The sequence below is a fragment of the Streptomyces sp. NPDC102279 genome, from assembly GCF_044766365.1.
Lineage (GTDB): Bacteria > Actinomycetota > Actinomycetes > Streptomycetales > Streptomycetaceae > Streptomyces.
Window position 1 is genome coordinate 220,188 of record NZ_JBIWLU010000004.1, and the last position, 22,916, is coordinate 243,103.

Annotated in this window: 24 protein-coding genes and 1 riboswitch; of the genes, 8 read left to right on the forward strand and 16 right to left on the reverse strand. The window is 71.9% G+C overall.

Annotation, left to right across the window (positions count from 1 at the left end; genetic code table 11):
- Positions 1-257 precede the first annotated feature (257 nt).
- Entirely contained in the window at positions 258-1,682 is a 1,425-nt protein-coding gene (rox, locus tag ACIRQH_RS10835) for a rifampin monooxygenase (RefSeq protein WP_404225252.1), read from the forward strand.
- A gap of 18 nt (positions 1,683-1,700) precedes the next feature.
- On the opposite strand, the gene ACIRQH_RS10840 is transcribed toward rox, so the two are convergent.
- Both ACIRQH_RS10840 and ACIRQH_RS10845 read right to left on the reverse strand, forming a co-directional pair.
- Entirely contained in the window at positions 1,701-2,702 is a 1,002-nt protein-coding gene (locus ACIRQH_RS10840) for a zinc-binding dehydrogenase (protein ID WP_388871713.1), read from the reverse strand.
- Positions 2,703-2,876: 174 nt separating this feature from the next.
- On the reverse strand, positions 2,877-4,217 hold the full coding sequence (locus ACIRQH_RS10845) for a PP2C family protein-serine/threonine phosphatase (RefSeq protein WP_388871709.1): 1,341 nt from the start codon (positions 4,215-4,217) through the stop codon (positions 2,877-2,879).
- 313 nt (positions 4,218-4,530) lie between these two features.
- Here ACIRQH_RS10845 and ACIRQH_RS10850 point away from each other — a divergent pair, with 313 nt between their 5' ends.
- From ACIRQH_RS10850 to ACIRQH_RS10865, 4 genes are all read left to right on the forward strand, one after another.
- A complete protein-coding gene (locus ACIRQH_RS10850) occupies positions 4,531-5,754 on the forward strand; it encodes a serine hydrolase domain-containing protein (protein ID WP_388933274.1) in 1,224 nt (407 codons plus the stop codon).
- A gap of 241 nt (positions 5,755-5,995) precedes the next feature.
- Complete coding sequence (locus ACIRQH_RS10855; protein WP_404225255.1) at positions 5,996-6,655, forward strand: TetR/AcrR family transcriptional regulator; 660 nt, start codon at positions 5,996-5,998, stop codon at positions 6,653-6,655.
- Positions 6,652-8,016, forward strand: coding sequence for an MFS transporter (locus ACIRQH_RS10860; RefSeq protein ID WP_388933279.1), 1,365 nt, complete (start codon positions 6,652-6,654; stop codon positions 8,014-8,016). Before ACIRQH_RS10855 ends, ACIRQH_RS10860 begins: the two co-directional genes overlap by 4 nt.
- On the forward strand, positions 8,016-9,518 hold the full coding sequence (locus tag ACIRQH_RS10865) for a pyridoxal phosphate-dependent decarboxylase family protein (protein ID WP_404225257.1): 1,503 nt from the start codon (positions 8,016-8,018) through the stop codon (positions 9,516-9,518). Before ACIRQH_RS10860 ends, ACIRQH_RS10865 begins: the two co-directional genes overlap by 1 nt.
- Before the next feature lie 68 nt (positions 9,519-9,586).
- Here the strand turns inward: ACIRQH_RS10865 and ACIRQH_RS10870 are convergent, their stop codons facing one another.
- The 6 genes from ACIRQH_RS10870 to ACIRQH_RS10895 form a co-directional block, all read right to left on the reverse strand.
- Positions 9,587-9,760, reverse strand: a complete 174-nt coding sequence (locus ACIRQH_RS10870; protein WP_358820084.1) for a hypothetical protein — start codon at positions 9,758-9,760, stop codon at positions 9,587-9,589.
- Between the two features lie 25 nt (positions 9,761-9,785).
- The gene (locus ACIRQH_RS10875; protein WP_081224515.1) at positions 9,786-10,142 is read right to left on the reverse strand and encodes a PRC-barrel domain-containing protein; all 357 of its coding nucleotides are present in this window, start codon (positions 10,140-10,142) and stop codon (positions 9,786-9,788) included.
- A gap of 290 nt (positions 10,143-10,432) precedes the next feature.
- A complete protein-coding gene (locus tag ACIRQH_RS10880; protein WP_404225259.1) occupies positions 10,433-10,690 on the reverse strand; it encodes a hypothetical protein in 258 nt (85 codons plus the stop codon).
- A gap of 96 nt (positions 10,691-10,786) precedes the next feature.
- Positions 10,787-11,008, reverse strand: coding sequence for a hypothetical protein (locus tag ACIRQH_RS10885; RefSeq protein WP_404225261.1), 222 nt, complete (start codon positions 11,006-11,008; stop codon positions 10,787-10,789).
- Positions 10,981-11,310 (reverse strand): low temperature requirement protein A, encoded by a 330-nt coding sequence (locus ACIRQH_RS10890; protein ID WP_404225263.1) that lies wholly within the window; start codon positions 11,308-11,310, stop codon positions 10,981-10,983. Before ACIRQH_RS10890 ends, ACIRQH_RS10885 begins: the two co-directional genes overlap by 28 nt.
- A gap of 21 nt (positions 11,311-11,331) precedes the next feature.
- Positions 11,332-11,457 carry a hypothetical protein gene (locus ACIRQH_RS10895; RefSeq protein WP_388933284.1) on the reverse strand — a complete coding sequence of 42 codons (126 nt, stop codon included), beginning with the start codon at positions 11,455-11,457 and terminating at the stop codon, positions 11,332-11,334.
- Positions 11,458-11,777: 320 nt separating this feature from the next.
- Here ACIRQH_RS10895 and ACIRQH_RS10900 point away from each other — a divergent pair, with 320 nt between their 5' ends.
- Together ACIRQH_RS10900 and ACIRQH_RS10905 are read left to right on the forward strand one after the other, a co-directional pair.
- Positions 11,778-12,476, forward strand: coding sequence for a YoaK family protein (locus ACIRQH_RS10900; RefSeq protein WP_388933286.1), 699 nt, complete (start codon positions 11,778-11,780; stop codon positions 12,474-12,476).
- Positions 12,477-12,747: 271 nt separating this feature from the next.
- Positions 12,748-13,062 carry a WhiB family transcriptional regulator gene (locus ACIRQH_RS10905; protein WP_388933288.1) on the forward strand — a complete coding sequence of 105 codons (315 nt, stop codon included), beginning with the start codon at positions 12,748-12,750 and terminating at the stop codon, positions 13,060-13,062.
- A 136-nt stretch (positions 13,063-13,198) separates the two neighbouring features.
- On the opposite strand, the gene ACIRQH_RS10910 is transcribed toward ACIRQH_RS10905, so the two are convergent.
- From ACIRQH_RS10910 to ACIRQH_RS10945, 8 genes are all read right to left on the reverse strand, one after another.
- Positions 13,199-14,023 (reverse strand): DUF1684 domain-containing protein, encoded by an 825-nt coding sequence (locus ACIRQH_RS10910; RefSeq protein ID WP_404225265.1) that lies wholly within the window; start codon positions 14,021-14,023, stop codon positions 13,199-13,201.
- Positions 14,020-15,807, reverse strand: a complete 1,788-nt coding sequence (locus ACIRQH_RS10915; protein WP_404225267.1) for a dipeptide ABC transporter ATP-binding protein — start codon at positions 15,805-15,807, stop codon at positions 14,020-14,022. Before ACIRQH_RS10915 ends, ACIRQH_RS10910 begins: the two co-directional genes overlap by 4 nt.
- A 35-nt stretch (positions 15,808-15,842) precedes the next feature.
- Positions 15,843-16,784, reverse strand: a complete 942-nt coding sequence (locus ACIRQH_RS10920; RefSeq protein WP_388932360.1) for an ABC transporter permease — start codon at positions 16,782-16,784, stop codon at positions 15,843-15,845.
- The gene (locus tag ACIRQH_RS10925; protein WP_388932363.1) at positions 16,781-17,740 is read right to left on the reverse strand and encodes an ABC transporter permease; all 960 of its coding nucleotides are present in this window, start codon (positions 17,738-17,740) and stop codon (positions 16,781-16,783) included. The genes ACIRQH_RS10920 and ACIRQH_RS10925 overlap by 4 nt, the downstream gene beginning before the upstream one ends.
- 8 nt (positions 17,741-17,748) lie before the next feature.
- Positions 17,749-19,371: an ABC transporter substrate-binding protein gene (locus tag ACIRQH_RS10930; RefSeq protein WP_388932365.1), complete on the reverse strand. Its 1,623-nt coding sequence runs from the start codon at positions 19,369-19,371 to the stop codon at positions 17,749-17,751.
- 285 nt (positions 19,372-19,656) lie between these two features.
- The gene (locus tag ACIRQH_RS10935) at positions 19,657-19,776 is read right to left on the reverse strand and encodes a putative leader peptide (protein ID WP_358820094.1); all 120 of its coding nucleotides are present in this window, start codon (positions 19,774-19,776) and stop codon (positions 19,657-19,659) included.
- Between the two features lie 32 nt (positions 19,777-19,808).
- Positions 19,809-19,919: riboswitch (SAM riboswitch) on the reverse strand.
- Positions 19,920-20,163: 244 nt separating this feature from the next.
- Positions 20,164-20,535, reverse strand: a complete 372-nt coding sequence (locus tag ACIRQH_RS10940; RefSeq protein ID WP_388873583.1) for a MerR family transcriptional regulator — start codon at positions 20,533-20,535, stop codon at positions 20,164-20,166.
- A 77-nt stretch (positions 20,536-20,612) separates the two neighbouring features.
- The gene (locus ACIRQH_RS10945; RefSeq protein ID WP_388873580.1) at positions 20,613-21,647 is read right to left on the reverse strand and encodes an MDR family NADP-dependent oxidoreductase; all 1,035 of its coding nucleotides are present in this window, start codon (positions 21,645-21,647) and stop codon (positions 20,613-20,615) included.
- 348 nt (positions 21,648-21,995) lie between these two features.
- On the opposite strand from ACIRQH_RS10945, the gene ligD reads away from it, so the two are divergent.
- On the forward strand, positions 21,996-22,916 hold a 921-nt coding region (ligD, locus tag ACIRQH_RS10950; RefSeq protein ID WP_404225270.1), incomplete at its 3' end, for a non-homologous end-joining DNA ligase.

Genomic DNA, 22,916 nt, shown 5'->3' on the forward strand with positions numbered 1-22,916 from the left:
CCGGTGCCCGGGCGGGCCGGAAGAGGGGAAGCGGAGAGCCCGGCGGAGGTCGTCGAGGGGAGGAGGCGGGGAGTGGTCACCCGGGGGGAGCGGGGGAGTGCTCACCCCTTTCCACTCTCAACGTATAGCGCACGGGGGGCCTTGCGGCAAGGCCCCCCACCTGCGGCACAATCCTCAACCGACGCCAGAAGGTGCTGTTTTGAGCAGTTCGCGGGACAGGTGACTCATTGTCGAGATCAGAGGTGTGCCGAATCTTGATGACGGACGTGATCGTGGTCGGTGCCGGGCCGACGGGCCTCATGCTGGCCGCGGAGCTGCGACTGCACGGCGTACGAGTGGTCGTGCTCGAGAAGCTGACCGCGCCGACCAAGGAGTCCCGCGGCCGCGGCCTGCACGCCCGCAGCGTCGAGGTGATGGACCAGCGCGGGCTGCTGGACCGGTTCCTCGCGGTCAGTGAGAAGTTCCAGGCCGGTGGGCTCTTCGGCGGCATCGCGAAGCCGTGGCCGGAACGGCTGGACACGGCCCACCCCTATGGTCTGTCCACCCTCCAACCGGTCACCGAGCGGCTGCTCCACGAACGTGCCCTCGAACTCGGTACCGAGATCCGGCGCGGCAGTGAAGTGGTCGGACTGAGCCAGGACGCGGACCGCGTGACCGTCGTTCTCGCGGACGGCACGCGGCTGCGCTCGCGCTACCTGGTCGGGTGCGACGGCGGCCGGAGCGTCGTGCGCAAGCTTGTCGGCGTCGGCTTCCCCGGTGAACCCGCGACGGTCGAGACGCTCCTGGGTGACATGGAGATGGCCGAGGACCCGACGACGGTCGCAGCCGTCGTCGCCGAAGTCCGCAGGACCCAGCTGCGGTTCGGCACCATCCCCAACGGCGACGGCACGTTCCGCGTCGTCGTGCCCGCCGCGGGCGTGTCCGACCGCGCGACCGCGCCGACCCTCGAGGAGTTCAAGGAGCGGCTGCGAGCCGTCGCGGGCACCGACTTCGGAGTCCACTCGCCGCTCTGGCTGTCCCGGTTCGGCGACGCGACGCGCCAGGCGGAGCGCTACCGGGTCGGCCGGGTGATGCTGGCCGGCGACGCCGCGCACATCCACCCGCCGACCGGTGGACAGGGGCTCAACCTCGGCGTCCAGGACGCGTTCAACCTCGGCTGGAAGCTGGCCGCCGCCGTCGACGGCTGGGCGCCCGAAGGGCTGCTCGACAGCTACCACGACGAACGGCACCCGGTGGGAGCCCGCGTGCTGGACAACACCCGCGCGCAGATCACCCTGCTCGGGACCGGTGCCGGAGCGACGGCGCTGCGGGGGCTGTTCGACAAGCTGATGGACTTCGAGGAGGTCAACCGGTACGTGACCGGGATGATCACCGCGGTCGACGTCCGGTACGACTTCGGAGAAGGGCACGCGCTGCTCGGCCGCCGGATGAAGGACCTGGAACTCAAGCGCGGGCGCCTGTACTCCCTGACACACGACGGGCGCGGCCTGTTGCTCGACCGGACCGGCCGTCTCTCCGTGGAGGGTTGGGCGGACCGCGTCGACCACGTCGTCGACATCAGTGAGGAACTGGACGTGCCAGCCGTGCTGTTGCGGCCGGACGGCCATGTGGCGTGGGCCGGGGAGGACCAGCGGGACCTGGTGGACCACCTGCCCAAGTGGTTCGGCGCCGCTGCCGGTTGACCCGGCGTTCCGCCACGGTCAGTGCCGGACGCGGACGACGAGCTTGCCGGTCGCGCGGTCGTGTTCCATGTCGTCGTGGGCCTGGGCCACCTGCTCCAGTCCGTCGTAGACGCGGTCCACCGGGAAGGCCAGCCGGCCGGCCGCGACCGCGTCGAGGATCTCCTGGAACGCCTCCCGCGGCAGGTCCGCGGCGTCGCCGAAGTAGCCCGACAGACGTACGCCCTTGGGCAGGTACTCGTTGGGGGAGAAGTCCCGCACCGTCCACTGGTTCGAGAGGCTGCCGCCGAAGCAGGCCGTCCCGTGCACGCGCACCGCGCGCAACGTGTCGGGCAGAGTCGGTGTGCCGACGAGATCGAGGGCCGCGTCGACACCGTCGGGGTACAGCCCGCGCACCGCCGGCGCGACCTCGCCGGTGTCGAGGAGGGGGTGGTCGACGCCGTGCTCCTTCAGCAGGGCGAGGCGGTCGGCGCGCCGGGTCGTGGACAGCACGATGGCGCCCCGCCAGCCGGCCAGCGCGGCGGCGGCCAGGCCGACGGAGGAGGTGCCGCCACGGATCAGCACGGACTGGCCGGGCCGCAGGTCCAGTCCGACGGTCAGCGAACCGTAGGCGGTCTGCACCATCTCCGGCAGGGCGCCCAGCACCTCCCACGGCAGATCGGTGTCGACAGGGATGACCTGGGACAGCGGAACCGACGTGTACTCGGCGTAGCCGCCGTCGTAGGTGCGCCCCATGTCGCCCATCATCGCGACGACCTTCTGTCCGGGCACCAGCCCGCAGCCGTCCGGAGCGGAGTCGACGGTGCCCACGGCCTCGATACCCGGTACGCGGGGAAAGCTGACGCCCACGCTCAGCCCCAGCCGAAGCTTCAGCTCCGAGCGGTTGAGCCCGAACGCCTCGACCCTGATCCGCGCCCAGCCGTCCCGCTCGGGCGGGAGCGGCAGGGTGGTGAGGCACAGGTTGTCCACGGGTCCGGGGCCGGTGAGTCGAACGGCGCGCATCGTGGTCGGCGAGTACGTCATGGGCCTGGCCTTCTTTCCGGCGGCAGGAGAGTCGGACGGCGGTGGTCAACACCCGGCGACGGCGGCTTCATTCCCGACCCGCCCCGCGACGAGGCATGTCGAGGCGTGGCCGCCGCGGCCCCGCCGGGCAAGGGGAGCCGACGGGTCGACAGGAGGGCTCCCCCGAGGCGGCGGTCAGTCCCTCCCGGGCACCCGCAGCACGAGCAGGGCGGTGTCGTCGCTCGCCCAGTTGCCGCTGTGCTCGGAGAGCAGCGAGCCGAGACGGGTGATGATGCCCTGCGCGTCGAGGTCGTGACAGTCGGCCAGCGCCGCGGCCAGCGCGTCCTCCCCGAACATCGGGCGCTCGCGCGGTGCGGCGGTGCGGCGGGCGCGGGCGTCGGTGGCACCGTCGGTGTAGAGCAACAGGGCGTCGCCGGGACCCAGACGGAACCGTACGTCGGCCAGGGCGACATGGGGCAGGACACCGAGCAGGCTGCCGTGCCGGCCGACCTCCTGCACGCGTCCGTTCGCCCGGCGGATCAGGGCCGGGGGATGGCCCGCTGTGCAGAGCCGGCCGGAGAGGCCCCCCGGCGTGAGGCGGAAGGTGGCGTACACGGCGGTCAGGAACCGTTCGCCCTTGCGCTGCTCGATGAGCGCCGAGTTCAGATGCTCGAAGACGGTGGCCGGCGACAGGTGCTGGCTCGCCTCGGCGCGCAGGGTGTAGCGGGCGAGGGCGGTGACCTTCGCGGCCTCGACGCCCTTGCCGCACACGTCACCCATCACCGTGCACCACCAGGGCCCCTTCGCGTGGAAGAGGTCGAAGAAGTCGCCGATCACGGTCGTGCCACCGGCGGCGGGCAGGTAGGAAGCGGCCGCTTCGAGCCCGGGCACCTGCTGGAGAGTCGGGGGCAGCAGGCTGTCCTGAAGACTGCGGGCGAGCGTGTTGGACTGCTCCAGCGCTTCCTGAGCGGTGGCGAGGGCGTCCCGCACGGTCGTCAGCGAGGTGCGCATGTTGATCTCGTTGCTCACCGCGCGGGCCATGGTCGCCAGCGAGCTGAGCTCCGAGGGCTGCCAGACGTGCGGGCTGTCGTCGATCACGCACAGGCTGCCCAGCACGTGCCCGCCCGGCCCGAGGATGGGGTAGCCCGCCCAGGCGCCGATCTTCATCGGGACGACCGCGGGGTGATCGCGGGTGCGCGGGTCCGACGCGGCGTCCTCGACGACGAACGGCTCCCCGGCCAGCCCGACGAGGAAGTAGCAGAAGCTGTCCCGCACCGAACTCTGCCGCTCGTCCACGCGTTGGGCCGGCACGCCGACGCAGGACTTCCAGAACGAGCGGTGGTCGTCGACGAGCGTGATGAAGGCACGTCCGCAACCGGTAGCCGTGGCGGCGAGCCGCGCGAGGTCCTCGAAGGCGTCCTCGGGACCGGAGCCCAGCAGGCAGGTCGCCTCCACCGCGGCGAGCCGACTCGCGTCGGACAGCGCCGCCGGCAGACCGTCGGGGCGCAGCCCGGCGGCGAATTCGACATCCTGCATCCGGCGTTCCCCTGTCCCCCCACGCCCGTGTCCACAGGCGCGATGACGGCGATCGGACCGCCGGGCGCCAAGACATTTGACGCACGGCAACAGTATCGCCCCCCGAGCCCCGCGATCGGCCCGCCGCCCGAACGGGCGGAAGCTGTGGCCGTCCCGAGATGTGGGCCGCCGGCGGCGAACGCAACCGGGCGCTCAGCTGGCTCCGAACGAGTGGACTCCACGGAACCCGGACCGGCCGGAGCCTCCACCCGCGGGCCGGATGGTGACGCTTGCCCCCACAACTCTCACCCCCGAACGGAAGAGGTGCCCCGACATGCGACGTACCCCCTCCCGCCGTCTCGTCGCCGCAGCAGCGCTCGCGGCGTCGGTGCTGGCCCCCATGGCGGTGGTGCCCGCCGCGGCGGCGCCCCACGCCGTGGCCGTCGACCGGCCGGACAGCGCCGACTGCCCGCAGGGCGGGCTCGGACGGAAGACGAACGCCCGGCTGGACAAGGCCATCGCGGACGTCCGCAAGGAGGCCGCCATCCCCGGCGTCGTCGTCGGCGTGTGGATGCCCGGCAAGGGCTGCTACGTCCGCGCGACCGGCGTCGCCGACACCGCCACGCGCAAGCCGATGGACACCGACGTCTTCTCGCGGATCGGCAGCGAGACGAAGACCTTCACGGTCACCGCGCTGCTCAAGCTCGTCGACGACCACCGGATCGGGCTGGACGATCCGATCTCCAGGTACGTCCCGGGCGTCCCGAACGGCCGCCACATCACCCTGCGCCAACTCGCCGAGATGCGCAGCGGCCTGTTCCCCTACACCGCCGACGCCGACTTCATCCACACCCTGCTCAGCGACCCGAGCCGTTCGTTCACCCCGCGCCAGGTGCTCGCGTACGGCTTCAAGCACGAGAACACCTTCGCGCCAGGCACACAGTTCCAGTACTCCAACAGCAACCTGATCCTGCTCGGGCTCGTGATCGAGAAGGTCGCCCGCACCAGCGCCGTCGACTTCATCGACAAGCAGGTGCTCCACCCGTCCCACCTGCACCACACGCTGCTCCCGAGCAACGCCTGGTTCCCCAAGCCCCACGCGCACGGCTACACCAACCAGACGCTGAACGGCGAGGTGGCGGACTCCACGAACTGGAACCCCAGTTGGGGCTGGACCGCCGGGGCGATGATCTCGAACCTGCACGACCTGCGGCGCTGGGCGAAGATCGTCGCCACCGGCGAGCTGCTCAGCCCGAAGACCCAGGCACAGCGACTGAAGACGCTGCCGACCGGCTTCCCGGGCCTGAGCTACGGCCTCGGCATCTTCAACGCCAACGGCTGGATCGGACACAACGGTTCCCTCCCCGGCTACGAGAGCGTGACCGTCTACCTGCCCTCGCAGAAGGCCACCCTGGTCATCCTGATCAACACCGACATCACCTACCAGGGCCAGGAACCGTCCACCCTGCTCGCCCGGGCGGTCACGAGCGTCATCACGCCGAAGAACGTCTACGACGGTTCGGTCGCACTGAAGCCGCTGTCCACGCAGACCCCGTGACGCGGACGAGCCCGGACCGGCCCGCGCACCACGCGCGGCCGGTCTCGGCTCAGGCACCAGGCGGCTGAGTTCGAGACGGACCGCCCCCGCGGGCGGGCGGTCGCCAAGCCGCTCCGCTCGGCCGGGGCCGCCCTCCCTCCAAGCGCCGGGGCCGTCCTGCCTCCAAGCGCCGGGAGCGACCGTCGAACTGGTCTCCATCAATCGATTGATTGAGAGGTCTCGGCCGCGTAGTCTCCCCGCCATGCCCGAGTCGTCACCCGCCTCACCGGCCGCCGCGCCGGCACCCTCCGACGCCAGTCGCGAACGCATCATCGCCGCCGCCACCGCACTCTTCGCCGACCACGGATACGACGGCACCAGCACCCGGCGGATCGCCGCGGAGGCCGGACTGAACATGGCCACCGTCGCCTACCACGTCGGCGGAAAGCCGGACCTGTACCGCGAGGTCATGCTGCGCGCCCACCTCGCCGAACAACGGGTGCTGGCGGACGCGCTGCGGGCGTTCCGGACGCTCGCGCCCACCGATCCGGCCGCGGCCGTCACCGGACTCGTCGACCGGTACCTGGACTTCTGCCTCGACCAGCCGCACATCCCCGCCCTGTGGATGCGCCGCTGGCTGGCGGACGCCGCCGAGTTCGCCGATCTGGAGGCGTCCTACGCACGCCCCCTCATCGACTCGGTCCGCGACACGGTGGGCGAGGCCCTGGCCGCGCTGCCGGGCGGGGCCGCCGTGCCGGCCGACGTCGAGATGACCGTGTGGACCGTGCTCTGGAGCACGCACGGATTCTGCCGCTCCGCCGTCCGCGCCGAGGTCCCGCGCTTCCGCGCCCACCTGCGCGGTCGCGTCCTGCGAGATCTGGGCCTCGGCGCCCCGGCACCGAGCGGCCGGGAACACGGATGACGACCACCGTGCTCCCGGCCGCCGCCGTCGGCGAACTCACCCGGCGCCGCCTCCTCGTCTACGGCCTCGGCTCGGTCGGCACCGGCCTGTTCGCCACCGTCCCCGGGCTGCTGCTGCTCTACTTCATGACCGACGCACTCGGCGTTCCGGCCGGAGTCGCCGGCCTCGTCGTCGCGCTGCCCAAGGCATGGGACGCCGTTTTCAACCCCCTCGTCGGCGCCGCGAGCGACCGGGAAGCCGTCCGCACAGGCAGGCGGACCCGGCTGCTCGTCGCCGGAGCACTCGCCCTTCCCGCGGCCTTCGCGGCGATGTTCCTGTCGCCGATGACCGGCGGCGGCGCGGCGATCTGGGTGGCCGTCACCTTCGTCCTGGCCGCCAGCGCCTTCGCCCTGTTCCAGGTGCCCTACGTCGCCCTGCCCACCGAGATGTCCGCCGTCCCGGCGGTCCGCACCCGGATCATGGTGTGGCGGATCGTCTTCCTGACGCTGGGCATCCTGATGGCGGGCGGCGCCGCCCCCGTCCTGGTCGGCGCCGCCGGCGGCGGCCGGACCGGCTACGCCGTGATGGCGCTGACGGTGGGCCCGGTCGTCGCGGCCGTCCTGCTCATACCCGCCCTCGGGACCCGCTGGGTGCGCTCACGCCCCGGACCCGAACCCCTCGGCCTCGTCGCGGCGTTCCGCACCGCACGCGGAAACCGCGCCTTCTTCGCACTCCTGGCCTCGTTCGTCCTTCAGGCCGCCGCCGTCGCGATCATGCTGGCGGCCGCACCGTACGTCGCCACCTACCGGCTCGGCGGCTACGGCCTCACCTCGGTGCTCTTCGTCTGCCTGGTCGCGCCGAGCGCCGTCGCCGTACCCTTGTGGGCCAAGGCCGCCGGACGCTGGGGCCGACTGCGCTGCCTCACGATCGCGACCTGCGGCTACGCCCTCGGCGCGGCGGCCCTCCTGCCGGCCGCCGGCAGCGGAAGCGACACCACGGCGGTCGCCACGACACTCGCCCTCTGCGCACTGCTCGGCATCTGCTACGCGGCTCTCCAGGTCCTGCCGCTGTCCCTGCTGCCCGACACCGTGCACGCCGACAGCGCCAGGACGGGCCAGGTGCAGTCCGGCGCGTTCACCGGGCTCTGGACGGCCGGTGAGACCGTCGGCCTGGCCGCCGGGCCCGGCGCCTACTCGATCGCCCTCGCCGCCACCGGCTTCGTCTCCTCGACCCTGGACCACCCGGTCGCCCAGACCGCCACCGCGCGGACCGGCATCCTGCTCGGCTTCAGCCTGGTCCCCGCCCTGCTCATGCTGCTCTCCCTGCCGGCCCTGCGCGCCTACGGCCGCCGTCGCGCCCCGCGAGAAACGGAAACCCCCTGATGACGACTCCTCAGCAGGCCCCCACCGCCCAGCAGTCCTGCCACCCCGGCCTGCCCGAGACGGGCCGCCCCGGGGCCGACCTCCTCGCCGAACTCGCCGTCCTCACCGCCGCCGACCTGCCCACCCGGGGCGGCCACACCACCGCGTACGTCTACGACAGCGGGCGCCCCGAGGTCCGCGACACCGCCGAGCGGGCCTACGTGGCGATGATGGAGGTCAACGGCCTCGACCCGACGGCGTTCCCGAGCATCGTCGCCCTGGAACGCCAGGTGGTCGGCGCGACGGCCTGCCGTCTCGGCGGCGACGACGCCACTCCGGGGATCTTCACGAGCGGCGGCACCGAGTCGATCATGCTGGCCGTGAAGGCCGCACGGGACGCCCGCCCCGACATCCTCGCTCCGGAGATCGTCGTCCCCGTCACCGCCCACGCCGCCTTCCACAAGGCCGGCAGCTATCTGCGGGTGACCGTACGCAGCGCGCCGGTCGACCGGTCGACCTACCGGGCCGACCCCGCCGCAACTGCCGCTCTGTGCAACGAGAACACCGTCCTCGTCGTCGCCTCCGCGCCGTCCTACGCCCACGGTGTCATCGACCCGGTCACCGAGATGGCCGCCGACGCCGCCGCCCGCGGCATCCCCTGCCACGTCGACGCCTGTGTCGGCGGCTGGCTGCTGCCCTGGCTCGCGGACGCCGGTGCCGCGATACCCGCCTTCGACCTGTCCGTCCCGGGCGTCACCTCGCTCTCCTGCGACCTGCACAAGTTCGGCTACGCGCCCAAGGGGGCCTCGGTCCTGCTGTTCCGGGACGAGGCGATGCGCCTGGGCGCCTACTACGCCTGCGCCACCTGGCCCGGCTACACCGTCGTCAACTCCACGATCCAGAGCAGCAAAGGGGCCGGACCGCTCGCCGGAGCCTGGGCCACGCTGCAGTCGCTCGGCGCCGACGGCTACCGCGAACTCGGCCGCGCCGCCCTCTCCGCGACCCGCCGGCTGATCGCCGGAGTCGAGGCCATCGACGGCCTCGCCGTCCTCGGCACGCCGGACGCCACCCTCGTCGCGATCGGCGCCGACCCGGCTGCCGAGGTCCCGCTCGACCTGTTCGCCCTCGCCGACGAGACCCGTGCCCGGGGCTACTTCCTTCAGCCCCAACTCAGTCTCGACGCCCTTCCCGCCAACCTGCACCTGACCCTCACCGGAGTCAGCGAGCACGGCGTCGACGGGCTCCTCGCCGTCCTGCGCGAGTGCGTCGACGCCGTCCGTCCCCTCGGCCCGCCGACACCTCCCGCGGACATCGTCGGCCTGCTCGGGCAAGTGGATCTGACCGAGCTGGACAACGCCTCCTTCGCGGAGCTCCTGCCCGCCGCGGGCGTCGACCTCACCGGCGACGACTCGGCCCGTATGGCCCCGGTCAACCGACTCCTGGACGCCCTGCCGCCGGTCACCCGCGAGGTGATCGTCACGCGCTTCCTGTCCGCGCTGTACAGCCCGTACCTGGGTGGGTGAACGCGGCTCGGGCCGCGCCGACCGGGTCGGTCGCGGCCTGGGTGCACGCGGGAGCGCGAGGTGAACGGTCAGCGGGCGATGCGCTGCTTGCGCCCGCCGCGCCGGAAGCGCATCGCGCCGTAGGCGAGCGCGGCGAGCAGCACGACGCACCCGATGACCAGCAGATAGAACAGGCCGTGGACGGCCACGCCGATGATGCCCAGGACGACGGCTGCGAGGATCAGGAAAAGGAACAGGCTCATCGGGTCTCCAGGCTGCTGCGGCGGTTCAACGACGGGCGAGGCGACGCTCGCCCTTTGCACCCGGTGTGTATTCGAGCTCGTAGTGCGCGAAGACTCCCGGCTCGTCCTCGGCGGGCAGCACGCCGTCCGTGTCGATGGAGGGAGCCTTCTTCACCAGGTTCTTGTCGTGAACGACCTTCAGATACCCGGGGCCGACGGTCGCGCCGTCGAGCGGTACGAACACCAGACGACGCCGCGTGGGCATGCCCACCGTCACCGTGGCGAAGGACGGATCATCGGTTGCCGTGTCCACGTAGACCGACTCCAGCATGCCGATCTTGTGGCCACCGGAATCCACCACGTCGTGGCCACGCCATTCGCGGATGTCACCTGCCTCGAACATCTTGAACCTCCACAGTCGGAGTACCCCCGATCGTAGGCCTGATGCCCTTGCGTCGCCTCTGTAGTCCTGCCGGTATCCGGCGGCTGACGTGCTGGGACGGCCGGCGGGCCCATGTCCCCGGTCGGTACGGCCGGGGGCGGGTCGCCGGGGCGGAGTCGCGTGCGGTTCACCGGGGCGGTTCTCCGGTGGCGACGGGCGCCGGGCCATGCGTCGAGCGGTACGGGAATGGTGTAGCGGGCGGGTCCGTCGGACGGTCTCGCCCGCGGTGTGCCGTAGGGCCACCGAGTCGCTCAGGACGCGACCATGGCGGCCATTCCGTAGTCCAGCTCCGAACCGTCGACCAGGACGCCCTCGACGACGCGGGTACGGGGATCGATCTCGGCGACGATGCCCTGTCCCGCGTAGCGGGGGTAGCCCGTCTCGCCCATCTCACCCGTCGCCTCGACGACCGCCGAACGCACCGCGGCCTCCTCGGGGGCCGTACCGCCCCCGTCCGCCAGATGCTCGGGGACCAGCAGGATCGTGAAGCTCTGCGGTTCGGTAGCCATGTGACGGTATTTAAGTGCTTCCCGGGCGGGTCGTGGGAGAGGCGCACGGCAGGTCGCGGCCCGGAGTCCGACGTCGTCCCGCGGTCCGGCCCCTCCCTATGTTGTAGCGGAGGCGGCGGCCGCCCGTGCGCTCTTCGCCCGACGGCTCTCGTAGTACGTCGGCCACATCGTGATCGCGACGAGCAGCCAGACCACGGTCACCGTCGCCAGCCGCGCCCCGGAGGCGGCGATCAGCAGGGGCAGCGTGCTGCACGGCAGGGCGACGGCCGGCGGCCAGCGGCGTTCCCAGGTCAGTACCGGGCGGGCTCGTGCACCCACAGTGAGGCGATCCACGGAACCACGCCGAGCGACATCTGGGCGGCGGGCCAGTCGACGAGGATCTGGCGGCGGAACTCCCACGCCCGGTTGGCCAGGAGCCGGATGAGGACGTACGCGAGGGCGAACGTCCTGGCCTGGCCGTGGTCACCGTCGTGGACGCCGGACACCGCGGCCGCCATCACGGCCATGCCGAACATGGCGGCCAACACCGTACGGGCGTGCGTGCCTTCCCCGGCCACGTTCCCGTAGAGGGTGAAGCAGATCCACGCGGTCCACAGGGCGAGGAACAGCAGGACGTACATGCCGAGGTCCGACAGACCCGGTTAGCCGTGCAGCAGGTGCGCGATCTGGGCCACGCCCGCCACGGCGACGAGGTCGAAGAACAACTCCAGCCGGCTGGCGTGCCGTTCGGCCTCTGCCTCCGGCCGGGCGGTCGATACCTCGTTCACAACGCTCCCTGCGCTCTCACGACACCGTCCGGTCGGCCGGACGGCGCACACCGCGTCTGCACGTACGTCCGCCCCCGGGGGGCCCGTCGTGCAGAGGAGAACCCAACCCTAGCCAGGCGGCACCGCGCGCGGTCTCTCCGGAGAGACGTGGCCGCCCCCGGTTCGGGAACTCCCGCCGCGGCTCGCGCCGCCGATCGGGCGGCCTGCCGGGGGCGGCTATACCGTGGGAGGCCCGGCGGCTCCCGCCGCACCGCTGTCGGACGTCCGCGGGCCCGCCCCGGCGTCGTACGACGGCACACGCCGCGGTGAACGGAGGAGTCATGCCCGCCGATCGCGGCCACACCTCCGCCCCCGCGCTGGACCGGACGGCGCAGTACCTGCTGACCGCGGCCGCCGGCTGTGTCAACGCCGTGGGGTTCCTGGTTCTCGGCGGAGTGTTCACCAGCGTCATGACCGCCAACCTCGCCCTGCTCGGGCTCGGCCTCGGCGGCGGACATCCCGGTACGGCCCGCCTCGCGGCGCTGGCGATCGTCGCCTACGTGGTCGGTGTGCTGGTCGGGAGCAGGGCGGCGGTGGGATTCGGGCGACGGCGTCACCGGATCGGGGGAGTGCGGGCCGCCCTCATGGCCGAGTGCGTCCTCCTGTGGGGGGTGTGGATCTTCTGGCTCGGCGTGGGCGGCGAGCCGGGAGCGGCGCAACGGGCGGCGCTGCTGGCGGCGAGTTCGCTGGCCATGGGATGCCAGAACGGGGGTGTCCGGGTGCTGACCGGCGGCGCCGAGACGACGGCGTACATGACCGGGGCGATCACCGGTCTGGTCGCGGAGGCCGTGCAGCGCAGGACGTTCGACCGGCATGTCGCCCTGATCGTCGCCCTCATCCCTGTCGGCGCGGCTCTCGGTGGTCTCGCCGTCCGCTGGGCGCGCCTCGGGGCACCGGCGATTTCCGCCGTGCTGGTGACGGCGGCGCTGATGGCCGTCGTGCGCGCCGCCTCGGGGAGGAAGGTCCGTCCCGGCCGCTGATGCCGTCGGAAAACGGGCTGCTCGGGATCGGGATCAACCGATTCCGGCACCCCGGGGCGTCATCCTCTGCCGATCTTCCGGCGTTGTTTGATCCGGGATGCGCTTCTTTAGCGCTTTCGCGTGCCGGAGGCAAGCTTCGATCACCCGAAGGTGTGGTGACGGACCGCAGATAGAGTGACGATCCTCGAAAGGCGTAGTGTCATATGCCTGTTGCTCACGGCAAGGGGGCAACTCGCAGGCGCGGGGCCAGGGGAGAGGACGGCATCACGAGATGGCGAGCACCGACTGGAGCGACCGAGGGCTGTGCCGCAAGGCCGACCCTGATGAGCTGTTCGTCGAGGGTGCGGCGCAGAACCGCGCCAAAACCTTGTGCAGTGGCTGCCCTGTTCTCACCGAGTGCCTTTCCTATGCGCTGGACCAGCGCATCGAGCACGGCGTGTGGGGCGGCATGACCGAACGCGAACGCCGGGCCCTGCTCCGCCGCCGCCCCACGGTCACCTCCTGGCGACGCCTCCTGGAGACGGCCCGGGTGGAACACGAGCGGGCAGGACGGGACGTCGCGCTGGCGGTCTCCAGGGCGAGTTGAGGCCCACTCGACTCCGCGCTGAGGCCGTACGGGCGGGGCGCTGAGGCCTGCGCGGTGCGTGGCCGTCGCGCGAACGGGGCGGCCGGCGCCCACCCCGCCCTCGGGGCAGCACCGGCACCCGGTGGTCACGCGCGGCTCATGACCCGCCGCGCTCGTAGGGGATCTTCTCCCCGGCGTCTATCGCCAGCGGCAACCGGTTCTCCGCCGGGGGCAGCGGGCAGGTGGCCAGGTCCGTGTAGGCGCAGGGCAGGTTCGTGGCCCGGTTGAAGTCCAGGGCGACGGTTCCGTCCTCGGCCGGCGGCTCCAGGGCGAGGGCGCGGTTGGCGGCGTACGTGGTGACGCCCGAGGTCGCGTCGGTGAACAGCACGAGCAGACTGCCGGCCCCGTGGCCGGGGAACGCGGTGAGCGCCAACTCCTGCCCGTCCAGCTCGAACCTGACCCTTCCCGGCGCGTCGTAGACGTGCTCAAGGCCCTCGACCGCGGCTCCCACCGTAGTCGGGCGCGGTGTGTCGAAGGGCTCGTAGCGGCCGGTCACCGTCCAGCGGGGATGTGGCGCGTAGGCGGGCGTGCCGGTGAACGCCGCCCGCAGGGGTGTGTCGGGGTGCCGGGGGCGGATGATGTCGTGCCCACCCCGCTTGGCCACCTCGATCACCGCGTCGCCCCAGACGGCGTTCACACTGCTCCGCTCCGGCAGCACCCCGAAGTGGTGTTCACCCCGGACGGCTGTGTCACCGAGCACGAGTTCCTCGTTCTCGTCGAGGACCACCGTCACCCCGTCGGCGGCGGTCCGCCAGGCGCCGGGAGCGTCGGGGAATCGCTGCGGTTCCTCGCTGAGCCAGTGCAGACCGGTGATCGCCAGAAAGCCGTGGGGATCCGCGAGCCGGGCCTCCTGACGGCTGTGCCACTCCTGCCAGGCCTCGGCGAAGGCGTGGAGGTCTGCCGGACTGTCCTGCACGGTCATGTGTGCTCCTTGATCAGGTCGACGGAATCGCCCTCGGACGGGGCTTGTTCGACGGCGGCGCGGACGGCGGGAAAGGAATGCCGGCCGCCGGGGATCGCGGCCAGCAGCTCGCGGGTGTAGTCGTGACGGGGGTCGGTGAACAGATCCTCGGTGGTACCGGTCTCGACGATACGGCCGGCCCGCATGACGGCGACCTCGTGCGCGATCTGCCGTACGACGGCCAGGTCGTGCGAGATGAAGAGGTACGCCACCGAGGTGCCGGCCTGCAGTTCCGCGAGCAGGTCGAGGACCTGGGCCTGGACGGACACGTCGAGCGCGGACACCGGCTCGTCGCAGACCACCAGGTCGGGCGACAGGGCGAGCGCGCGGGCGATCGCCACGCGTTGGCGCTGCCCGCCGGACAGTTCCGCGGGGCGGCGGCCGAGCATCGAGGCGGGGAGGGCGACCCGGTCGAGCAGTTCGCGCGCCCGGGCGAGGCGGGAGGCACGATCCCCCACCTTGAAGGCGCGCAGCGGCTCGGTGATCACTTCGCCGACGGAGAACCGGGGGTCCAGGGAGGCGTACGGGTTCTGGTAGACGAGTTGGGCTCGCCGGCGCAGCTGCCTGGCTTGGGGACCACGGGCGGTGGTGACATCCTCGCCGTCGAACAGGACGCGCCCGTCGGTCGGATCGGTCAGCCGGAGCGCCACGCGGGCGGTGGTGGACTTCCCGGAGCCGGACTCGCCGACCAGGGCCAGCGTGCGGCCCCGTTGGAGCGTGAGACTGACGTCGTCTACCGCGCGCAGGGTGCGCGCCGGCTCGGCGGTCGCGGGCAGCCGGAACTCCTTCACGATGTGCCGCAGTTCGAGCAAGGGGGTGTCACGAGGGCCCGCGGGCGGAGTGGATCCGGTGACCGTGACACGGGGCCGGCCGGTGTTCAGGCTGGGGGCCCCGGCCAACAGATGCCTGGTGTAGGCGTGTTGCGGGTTCGCCAGCACGTCGCCGGTGCGGCCGGACTCGACGACGCGGCCCTGGGACATGACGACGATCCGCCGGGCCCGGTCGGCGGCGACACCCAGGTCGTGCGTCACCAGCAGTACCGCGGTGTCCGACTCCGCCGCGAGGTGCTCCAGATGGTCGAGGATGACGCGCTGCACGGTGACGTCCAGGGCGCTGGTCGGCTCGTCGGCGATGATCAGCCGGGGCCTGCCCGCGATGGCGATGGCGATCAGGGCGCGTTGCCGCATCCCGCCGGACAGCTCGTGCGGGTACTGCCGGGCGCGGGTGGCCGCGTCGGGCATGCCGGCCCGCTCCAGGACGCCGACCGCCTCCGACGCGGCCGAGCGTCGTGACGCGAGCCCATGGATGCGCAGCACCTCGGCGACCTGCTCACCGATGCGCTTGACGGGGTTCAGCGACACCGTCGGATCCTGGGGCACCAGCCCGATGCTCGTACCGCGCACACCCCGGAGTTCGCGCTCCGAGAGCGCGGCGAGGTTCTCGTGGCGGCCGAAGCGGACCGTCCCGGCGTCGATGCTTCCGTTCGCCGCCAGCAGCCGGGTGATCGCGTGCGCCGTCGTGCTCTTGCCCGAGCCCGACTCGCCGACGACCGCCGTCACCTGGCCCGGCCACACGTCGAGGTCGACCCCGCTCACCGCTCGCACGGTGCCGCCGCGGGTGCGGTACGACACCGACAGGCCCCGTACCTGGAGCAGTGGGGTTCCTTCGGCCTGCGGCTCACGGGCCGGCCGCTCCTCCGTCCGGTCCGCCTTCGTCGGGGGCGTGTTCGTCACGGCGGTGCTCATCTCGGCGTCGTGGGTCCGTGTCCTCCAGGGGTCGTTCATCGCTGCCCGGACCATTCGCCGTCCAGTGCCCGCGCGATGCGGTTGGCGGCCAGCCCGGTGGCCGCGATCGCCAGACCGGGCAGAGCGGTGAGCCACCAGGCGTTGGCCATGTAGTTGCGGCCGTCGGCGATCAGCGTGCCCCATTCCGGAGCGGGCGGCGGCGCTCCGTAGCCGAGGAAACTCAGCGACGAAACCGCCAGGACGGCGGCACCGAAGTCGAGCGTGGCCAGCACGATCACCGGGCCGACCGCGTTGGGCAGGACGTGCCGGCCCAGCACCGTGTACCAGCGGGCGCCGCACGACCGCGACGCCTCGACGAAGACCGCCTGCCGCACACGGAGGACCTCGGCCCGGGTCACCCGGGCGAACCCGGCGACGCTGGCGATCCCGACGGCGACGGCGACCTTCACCGTCCCGTAGCCCAGCGCGGTGACCAGCGCGAGGGAGAGGAACAGCGAGGGGATCGACAGCAGGACGTCGACGACGCGCATCAGCACGTCCTCGACCCAGCCGCCCACGAACCCGGCGACAAGGCCGATCAGCCCGCCGACGACGAACGCGACGGCCACCGCGAGCAGCGTCGCCTTCAACGACAACTGGGCGCCGTGCACGACACGGGAGAACACGTCGCGCCCCAGTTCGTCGGTGCCGAACCAGTGCGCGCCGTCAGGGGCGCGGAAGTTCTCCGACGGCACACCGTGCAGCGGGTCCCGCGAGGTGAACAGCTCGGGCCGGAAGGCGGCGAGCACGATCAGCACCACCACCAGCGCCGACGCCAGCAGACCGGGCCGGCGCACCAGGAAGCGCAGGAGCCGTCGGCGTTCGGCACCGGGCCCGTCCGGAGTCGGTTCGGTACCCGCTGCGGAGCTCGGATCGACCGCTCGGGCGAGACCGGTCGCCGCCCCCGCGGCCACGTCCTCGGCAAGGGTCTGACTCATGCCGGACTCACCTTCCTTCTCGAATGGACCACGATCCGCGGGTCCAGCACGGGATAGACGAGGTCGACGACCAGGTTGGCGGACACGAAGATCAGCGCGCCGAACACCACGACCCCTTGGACCAGCGGGATGTCCTGGGCCGCGACCGCGGCTGCGGTCACCCGCCCCAGGCCGTCACGGGAGAACACCGTCTCGACGACCACCGAACCGGCGATCAGCTGCCCGGCCAGCAGGCCCACGACCGTCAGAGCGGGCAGCGACGCGTTGCGCAGCGCGTGCCGCAGATGAATCCGCACCCTGCCCGCGCCCTTGGCGCGCGCGGTCTCCACATAGGCCTGGTCCAGCGCCGTGAGGAGGCTCTTCGCCAGCACCTGCGCGACCAGGGCGCCGGTCGGGATCGCCAGCGTCACCGCGGGCAGCACGAGCCCGCGCAGCCCGTCGTTGCCGAACGCCGGGAAGAGCCTTGCCCGGAAGGAGAAGACCTCGACCAGCAGCAGACCGACCCAGAACGTGGGGACGGACACGCCCAGCGGAGGCAGCGACAACAGGAGCTGCCGCAGCCACCGTTGGGTGGTGTACGTGGCGAGCAGGGCGACGCCGCCCCCGAGCAGCACGGCGAGCAGCAGCGCCGCGCCGGTCAGTTGCAGGGTCTGCGGGAGTGCGTCGGCGAGGGACGAGGTGACCGGGCGGCCGGTGGACACGGAGTCCCCGAAGTCCCCGCGCACCGCGCGGCCGAGAGCCTCTGCGTACTGGACCGGCACGGGCTTGTCGAAGCCGTACTGGTGGCGGAGCGCGTCCAGTTGTGCGGGATCGACCTGTCCCGAGTCGGCTCCGGCCCCGGCCATCGCCGAGACCGGATCGCCGGGCAGGTAGTCCAGCACCAGGAACGACACCGTGTAGGCCGCCCAGAGCACGCCGACCGCCTGAGCGATGCGTTTGATCACATAGCGACGCATGCCGGCCGCTAGCCGATCCACGTGTCGTGCAGCTGGACGCGGCTGGAGGCGTCGAAGCCGAGGTTGTGCACCTTCTTCGCCACACCCAACTGGGTCTCCAACTCCACCACCGGAATGACGTACGCGTTCTGTACGAGCAACTCCTGCGCCTTCCTGACCAGTTCGCCGCGCCGGGCCGGATCGGCCGTCGCCGCCTGCTGGTTCAGCGCGGTGTCCAGCGAGCTCGGGGGCAGGTGGTAGAAGTTGGCCAGTTCGGTGGAGTACGAGCTGCGCAGGATGTCCGGGTCGGCCCGTGTGACGTTGCCCCACACCGCGTCGAAGTCACCCGACTGGAGCGTCGGGGCGAACTGGGTGATCTGGAGCTGCTTGAGCACGACGTCCACACCGACCGCCTTCAGCTGCTGCTGGATCAGCTCCAGCGCGGGCTGGTTGGTGGCCGCGTTGGCGAACCACTTGACGGTCAGACGCAGCTTGGTGCCGTTCTTCGACCGGATCCCGTCAGCGCCGGTCCTCCATCCGGCCTTGTCCAGGAGCGACGTGGCCTTCGCCGCGTCGCGGGACAGGTCCCGCCCGAGGTCCGCGTAGTTCGGTGTCGTGTGCGCCAGCACGCTGGTGGCCGGCTCGGTGCCCGTCGGGAAGACGGCGTCCACGATCTGCTGCCGGTCGATGGCGAACTGCAGGGCCTGACGCACCTTCGCGTCCTTGAGCAGGGGACGGGAGTTGTTCAGGCCGAGATTGAACACGACGCCGGGGTTGGCGCGGCGTTGCAGGTTCGCCGCACCACCCTTGAGCGCCGTCTCGTCGGCCTTGCCCACGCTGCCGACCGCGTCGACCTGGCCGGACTGCAGGCTCCCGCTCCGCACGCCCGCCTCCGGCACGACCTTGAACACCAGCTTGTCCAGGTACGCCTCGCCCTTCTTGGTCCACAGGGAGGAACCCCAGGCGTACTTGCCGCGCTTGCTCAACGTGACCGCGCGGTTCTGCACGTAGCTCGACAGCGTGAAGGGCCCGGAGCCGGCGACTCCCTTGCTGCACTTCTCCTGTGCGCTCCGCTTCACGCTCGCCGCCGACTCGATGCCCAGTGAGTGGGTCGAAGTGGCCTGGAGGAACTGGGCGTTGGGCTTCTTGAACGTCACCCGGACCGTGCTCGCGTCGACCACGGTGGTGCTCCGCACCCCGCTCAGGTAGCCCTGGGCGAGGGTGGCCAGGGCGCCGAGCTTCGGTACGGCGTCGAAGTTGTCCTTGACCACCTGGGCGGTCAGCGGTGAGCCGTCGCTGAACGTCACGCCCGACCGCAGGTGGAAGGTGAACGTCGTCGTGTCGGAGCTGATGTCCCAGCTCTTCGCCAGCCAGGGCACGATCTTGCCGGTCCTGGGGTCCTGGTCGGTCAGGGAGTCCACGACCTGGCGCAGCGAGTAGATGCTGTCGTTGCTGCCCACCTGCTGCGGGTCCACGCAGCCGGCGTCGGATCCCACCGCGAAGGTCAGCGTGCCACCGGACCTGGCCCCGGCGGCGGTGTCGCTCGAACCGGTGCCGCCGCTCGACGAGCAGCCGCTCAGCAGGATGCCGCTCGTCACGACGGCGGCGGCCGCTGTCCATCGGGCGGATCGGATGTCCGGATGGGATGTCACGGAAGGGGTTCTCCTACTCCAGAGTCGCCGCGCCTGTCCGAAGCGGACATGGCGAAGCGGGACGGCGCAGCCGTGGACGGGCGGCACCGTTCGGACGAGAAAGTCGGGACAGGCAATCAGGCGGGGCCCGGACGACGAGTCGGGCGCGAGCCAGACAGGAAGGGGAGCGTCGACGACGGGGTGCGAGGCGGGTAGGTCTTTCTCACAACGCCGGTCACGCCAGGGGCTGTTGTCAGCCGCCGTACGAACGGACCGACGGAGTGCGTCGGCCGGCAGGGCGTGTGGTCAGCCGCGACACAGACAGCTGGCGGAGCGTTCCAGGTCGATGTGGCGGCGGCGAGAGAAGCCGGAGAACATCGCCGCGGCCGCGATCGAGGCGCTCAGGTCGCTGCTGCTGTTCCGCACGCCGGGCCTCCCTGTCTCGTCCCCCTGACGGGGGTTCGCGCTTGCGGGGTCGGACGACCCCGCCGGGCTTTCACCTGGAGCACCCCACCGCGGAGGAGGGTTGCCGGTCAGCGAGCCAGGGCTTGACGCTGACACTCAATGCCGGTCGCGATCGTACGAATCGATTCTCCGATCCGTCAATGACGGGATCGCGGTCAACGGCGTCGGACCAGGAGCCGCAGCACGTGGAGCCGTGGGATTTCATGTGCCCGCAACAACTGGCCCTGATCGTCCGGGCTTTGGTGCGGTTCTCAAGAGGGCGGACGTTCACTGCCACGATCGATCGATCGATCGACGGAGACGACGACAGCCCCTGTGCCGTCCCATCGCCGAACGCGCCCCTGGCGGTCAGCCGGTCGGGTGGCCCGTCTGTGCCGCCAGGCGGGTGCGCAGGCGGCTGAGACGGTCGATCTCGGCGTCGAGCGCGGCCAGTCGGCGGTGGACGACGCCGGCGCCGGGACTCTCCGTGCCGCCGGAACACCCTCTGCGCGGGTCGTCGACGAGCAGCGGGATGCGGTCGGCCAGGCCGCACAGGTCCTCCACCGTCAGGCCGAGGGCGAGCAGGTCCCGGATCACCCTGACCCGGGCGACCTCGCCAGGACCGTACTCGCGCTGCCCGGCCGCCGTACGCCGCGGGGGTGGCAGCAACCCGCGCTCCTCGTAGAACCTCAGCGCGCGTGCTGTCGTACCGGCCGCTGCTGCCGCATCCCCGATCCGCATCCGCTCCCCGCCTCCACCCGGTGCCGCGTCGAACACTCTCAAGGAGGCGGGAGCCCACGGCACCCGGGAGCCCACCGCTACGGCAGGTCCACGACGACGGTTCCGATGTGCCGCCCCTCGAACAGTTCCTGCAACGCCCAGGGCGCGCGATCAATGCCCGCGATCCTGACGTGAGGGAAGACGATCTCGCCGGAGCGCAGCCAGTCCCCGAAGCGCTTGTTCCACTCCTCGGCCGCTTCACCGAGATCCGAGCTGCTGAACCCACGCAGCGTGATCCCCAGCGTGATGACGCGGAACGTGTCGATCTCCGCGGGCGCGGTGGTGCCGTCGCGATCGTGTTCGGCGGACAACTGCCCGGAGAGCGCGCCCACCAGCGCGAACCGCGCGCCGCGCCGTGCCGCGCCGACGGCCGCGGTCAACTGTTCGCCGCCGACGGTGTCGAGGAGCACGTCGATGCCGTCGGGCGCCGCGACGGCGAGCTGTTCGGCGAGCGGTGCCGTGCCCGGGACCACCACCGCGTCGTAGCCGAGTTCCGCCTCGAGCCGTTCGGCCTTGTGTGCCGAACGCGTGCTGCCCACCACCCGCTCGGCCCCCAGGAGCCGGGCCACCTGGCCCGCGAGACTCCCCACGGCTCCCGCGGCTCCGGTGACGAGGACGGTGTCGCCGGGGCGCACGACGGCGAGCCGGGTCAGCGCCGCGTACGCGGCGGGCCCGGACGACAGGAAGGCGACGGGGTCGGGCAACACGTCGCTCAGCGGCACGCAGTCCTCCTCGCTCAGCAACGCGTGCTCGCGCCAGCCGCGCAGGTGGGTGACCAGGTCGCCGGGGCGCAGTCCGCTGCCGGGGCCCACGGAGACGACCTCACCGACCGCGGGTCCGAACAGGGCGTCGCCGACGTGGACGGGCGGCAGCGGCACCCCCTCGACCTCGCCCCCGATGAGCGTACGCAGCCCTGGAAAGACGAGGAAGTGCCGGTTGCGCACGACGACTTGGCTCGCCCGTGGAGCGGGCAGCGGTACCTCGACGACGGCGAAGTGCTCCGGCCCCGGCAACCCCACGGGTGCGCCGACAAGTTGGATCTCGCGGGTGGTGAGCGGTGGGTGAACGGCCATGGTGGGACTCCGGGTTCGGGCGAAGGAGGGGGGCGAGCCGGCGTGTGCGTCGGGCGGACCGCCGACCCACCGGCCGAGGCACGCTAAACCCTGACGTGCGGGTGAGGGTCAAGAGCAGGGGAAACCCGCGGGCCCGATGTCCGAGGTGCGCGCGTTATGGTCCGGGGCGGTCGGGTACCCGCCGCCCGCGGGCGGCAGCCGCGGACAGCTCGCTCGCAAGGAGGGCGTCGTCGGGGCGGAACGCGTGGCCTTGCCGTTCCTGTGGCAGGACGTCCGTCCGCGGTGTTGCGTGGAAAGCGGGTACAGCGGCTTCCCGCCCCACCCGAGCGTCGACGGAAGGGTTTCATCATGGCCGGCTCCAGCACCCACACCGTGCGGGTCGGTCGCCGCACGCTCGATCTGCACCGGCCGGACAAGGTGCTCTTCCCTGCGAGCCGGGGCGCCAAGGAGTACACGAAGCACGACCTTGTCGCGTACTACCGTGACGTCGCCCCCTTCATGCTGCCCCACCTGCGGGGCCGCCCGTTGATGCTGGAGCGGTACCCGGACGGGATCGACGGGCCCCGCTTCATGCAGAAGAACACGCCGGACCACTACCCGGACTGGATCGAACGGGTCGAGGTGCACAAGGAGGGCGGTACGGTCCTCCACCCCGTCTGCCACGACACCGCGACCCTCGTCTACCTCGCCGACCAGGCCTGCCTCACCCTGCACCGCTGGCTGTCGAAGGTGGGCGACGTCGAACGGCCCGACCGGCTCGTCATCGACCTCGACCCGGCCACCGGGGACGACTTCACCGCCGTACGCGAAGCGGCCCGCGCGGTGCACGAGCTCCTTGACGTGGTGAAACTCCCGTCGGCGCCGATGACCACGGGATCGCGCGGCCTGCACGTCGTCGTGCCGCTCGACGGACGCCAGGACTTCGACGAGGTGCGCGCGTTCGCCAAGGACATCGCCGAGACCCTCGCGCAGGCGCACCCCGGCCGGCTCACCACCGCCGCTCGCAAGAAGGACCGCGGCGACCGCCTCTACCTCGACGTACAGCGCAACGCGTACGCGCAGACCGTCGTGGTGCCCTTCACGGTCCGACCGAAGCCCGGCGCGCCCGTCGCCGTCCCGATCGCGTGGAGCCAACTCGACGATCCCGCCCTGGACGCCCGCCGGTGGACCATCGCCGACGCCGTCGAGCAGGCACGGACCAAGCCCTGGGAGGGATTGCTGGATCGCGGCCGGAGTCTCGGCCCGGCAGGGCGCCGCCTTGCGGCACTG

What these genes read in the sequence shown, in the direction of transcription:
- rox (WP_404225252.1), top strand. Translation starts at nt 258, where the DNA reads ATGACGGACGTGATCGTGGTCGGTGCCGGGCCGACGGGCCTCATGCTG.
- ACIRQH_RS10860 (WP_388933279.1), top strand. Translation starts at nt 6,652, where the DNA reads ATGACGACCACCGTGCTCCCGGCCGCCGCCGTCGGCGAACTCACCCGG.
- ACIRQH_RS10905 (WP_388933288.1), top strand. Translation starts at nt 12,748, where the DNA reads ATGGCGAGCACCGACTGGAGCGACCGAGGGCTGTGCCGCAAGGCCGAC.
- ACIRQH_RS10925 (WP_388932363.1), bottom strand. Translation starts at nt 17,740, where the DNA reads ATGCGTCGCTATGTGATCAAACGCATCGCTCAGGCGGTCGGCGTGCTC.
- ACIRQH_RS10945 (WP_388873580.1), bottom strand. Translation starts at nt 21,647, where the DNA reads ATGGCCGTTCACCCACCGCTCACCACCCGCGAGATCCAACTTGTCGGC.
- ACIRQH_RS10845 (WP_388871709.1), bottom strand. Translation starts at nt 4,217, where the DNA reads ATGCAGGATGTCGAATTCGCCGCCGGGCTGCGCCCCGACGGTCTGCCG.
- ACIRQH_RS10870 (WP_358820084.1), bottom strand. Translation starts at nt 9,760, where the DNA reads ATGAGCCTGTTCCTTTTCCTGATCCTCGCAGCCGTCGTCCTGGGCATC.
- ACIRQH_RS10940 (WP_388873583.1), bottom strand. Translation starts at nt 20,535, where the DNA reads ATGCGGATCGGGGATGCGGCAGCAGCGGCCGGTACGACAGCACGCGCG.
- ACIRQH_RS10910 (WP_404225265.1), bottom strand. Translation starts at nt 14,023, where the DNA reads ATGACCGTGCAGGACAGTCCGGCAGACCTCCACGCCTTCGCCGAGGCC.
- ACIRQH_RS10890 (WP_404225263.1), bottom strand. Translation starts at nt 11,310, where the DNA reads ATGTACGTCCTGCTGTTCCTCGCCCTGTGGACCGCGTGGATCTGCTTC.
- ACIRQH_RS10915 (WP_404225267.1), bottom strand. Translation starts at nt 15,807, where the DNA reads ATGAGCACCGCCGTGACGAACACGCCCCCGACGAAGGCGGACCGGACG.
- ACIRQH_RS10840 (WP_388871713.1), bottom strand. Translation starts at nt 2,702, where the DNA reads ATGACGTACTCGCCGACCACGATGCGCGCCGTTCGACTCACCGGCCCC.
- ACIRQH_RS10875 (WP_081224515.1), bottom strand. Translation starts at nt 10,142, where the DNA reads ATGTTCGAGGCAGGTGACATCCGCGAATGGCGTGGCCACGACGTGGTG.
- ACIRQH_RS10855 (WP_404225255.1), top strand. Translation starts at nt 5,996, where the DNA reads ATGCCCGAGTCGTCACCCGCCTCACCGGCCGCCGCGCCGGCACCCTCC.
- ACIRQH_RS10900 (WP_388933286.1), top strand. Translation starts at nt 11,778, where the DNA reads ATGCCCGCCGATCGCGGCCACACCTCCGCCCCCGCGCTGGACCGGACG.
- ACIRQH_RS10850 (WP_388933274.1), top strand. Translation starts at nt 4,531, where the DNA reads ATGCGACGTACCCCCTCCCGCCGTCTCGTCGCCGCAGCAGCGCTCGCG.
- ACIRQH_RS10865 (WP_404225257.1), top strand. Translation starts at nt 8,016, where the DNA reads ATGACGACTCCTCAGCAGGCCCCCACCGCCCAGCAGTCCTGCCACCCC.
- ACIRQH_RS10880 (WP_404225259.1), bottom strand. Translation starts at nt 10,690, where the DNA reads ATGGCTACCGAACCGCAGAGCTTCACGATCCTGCTGGTCCCCGAGCAT.
- ACIRQH_RS10920 (WP_388932360.1), bottom strand. Translation starts at nt 16,784, where the DNA reads ATGAGTCAGACCCTTGCCGAGGACGTGGCCGCGGGGGCGGCGACCGGT.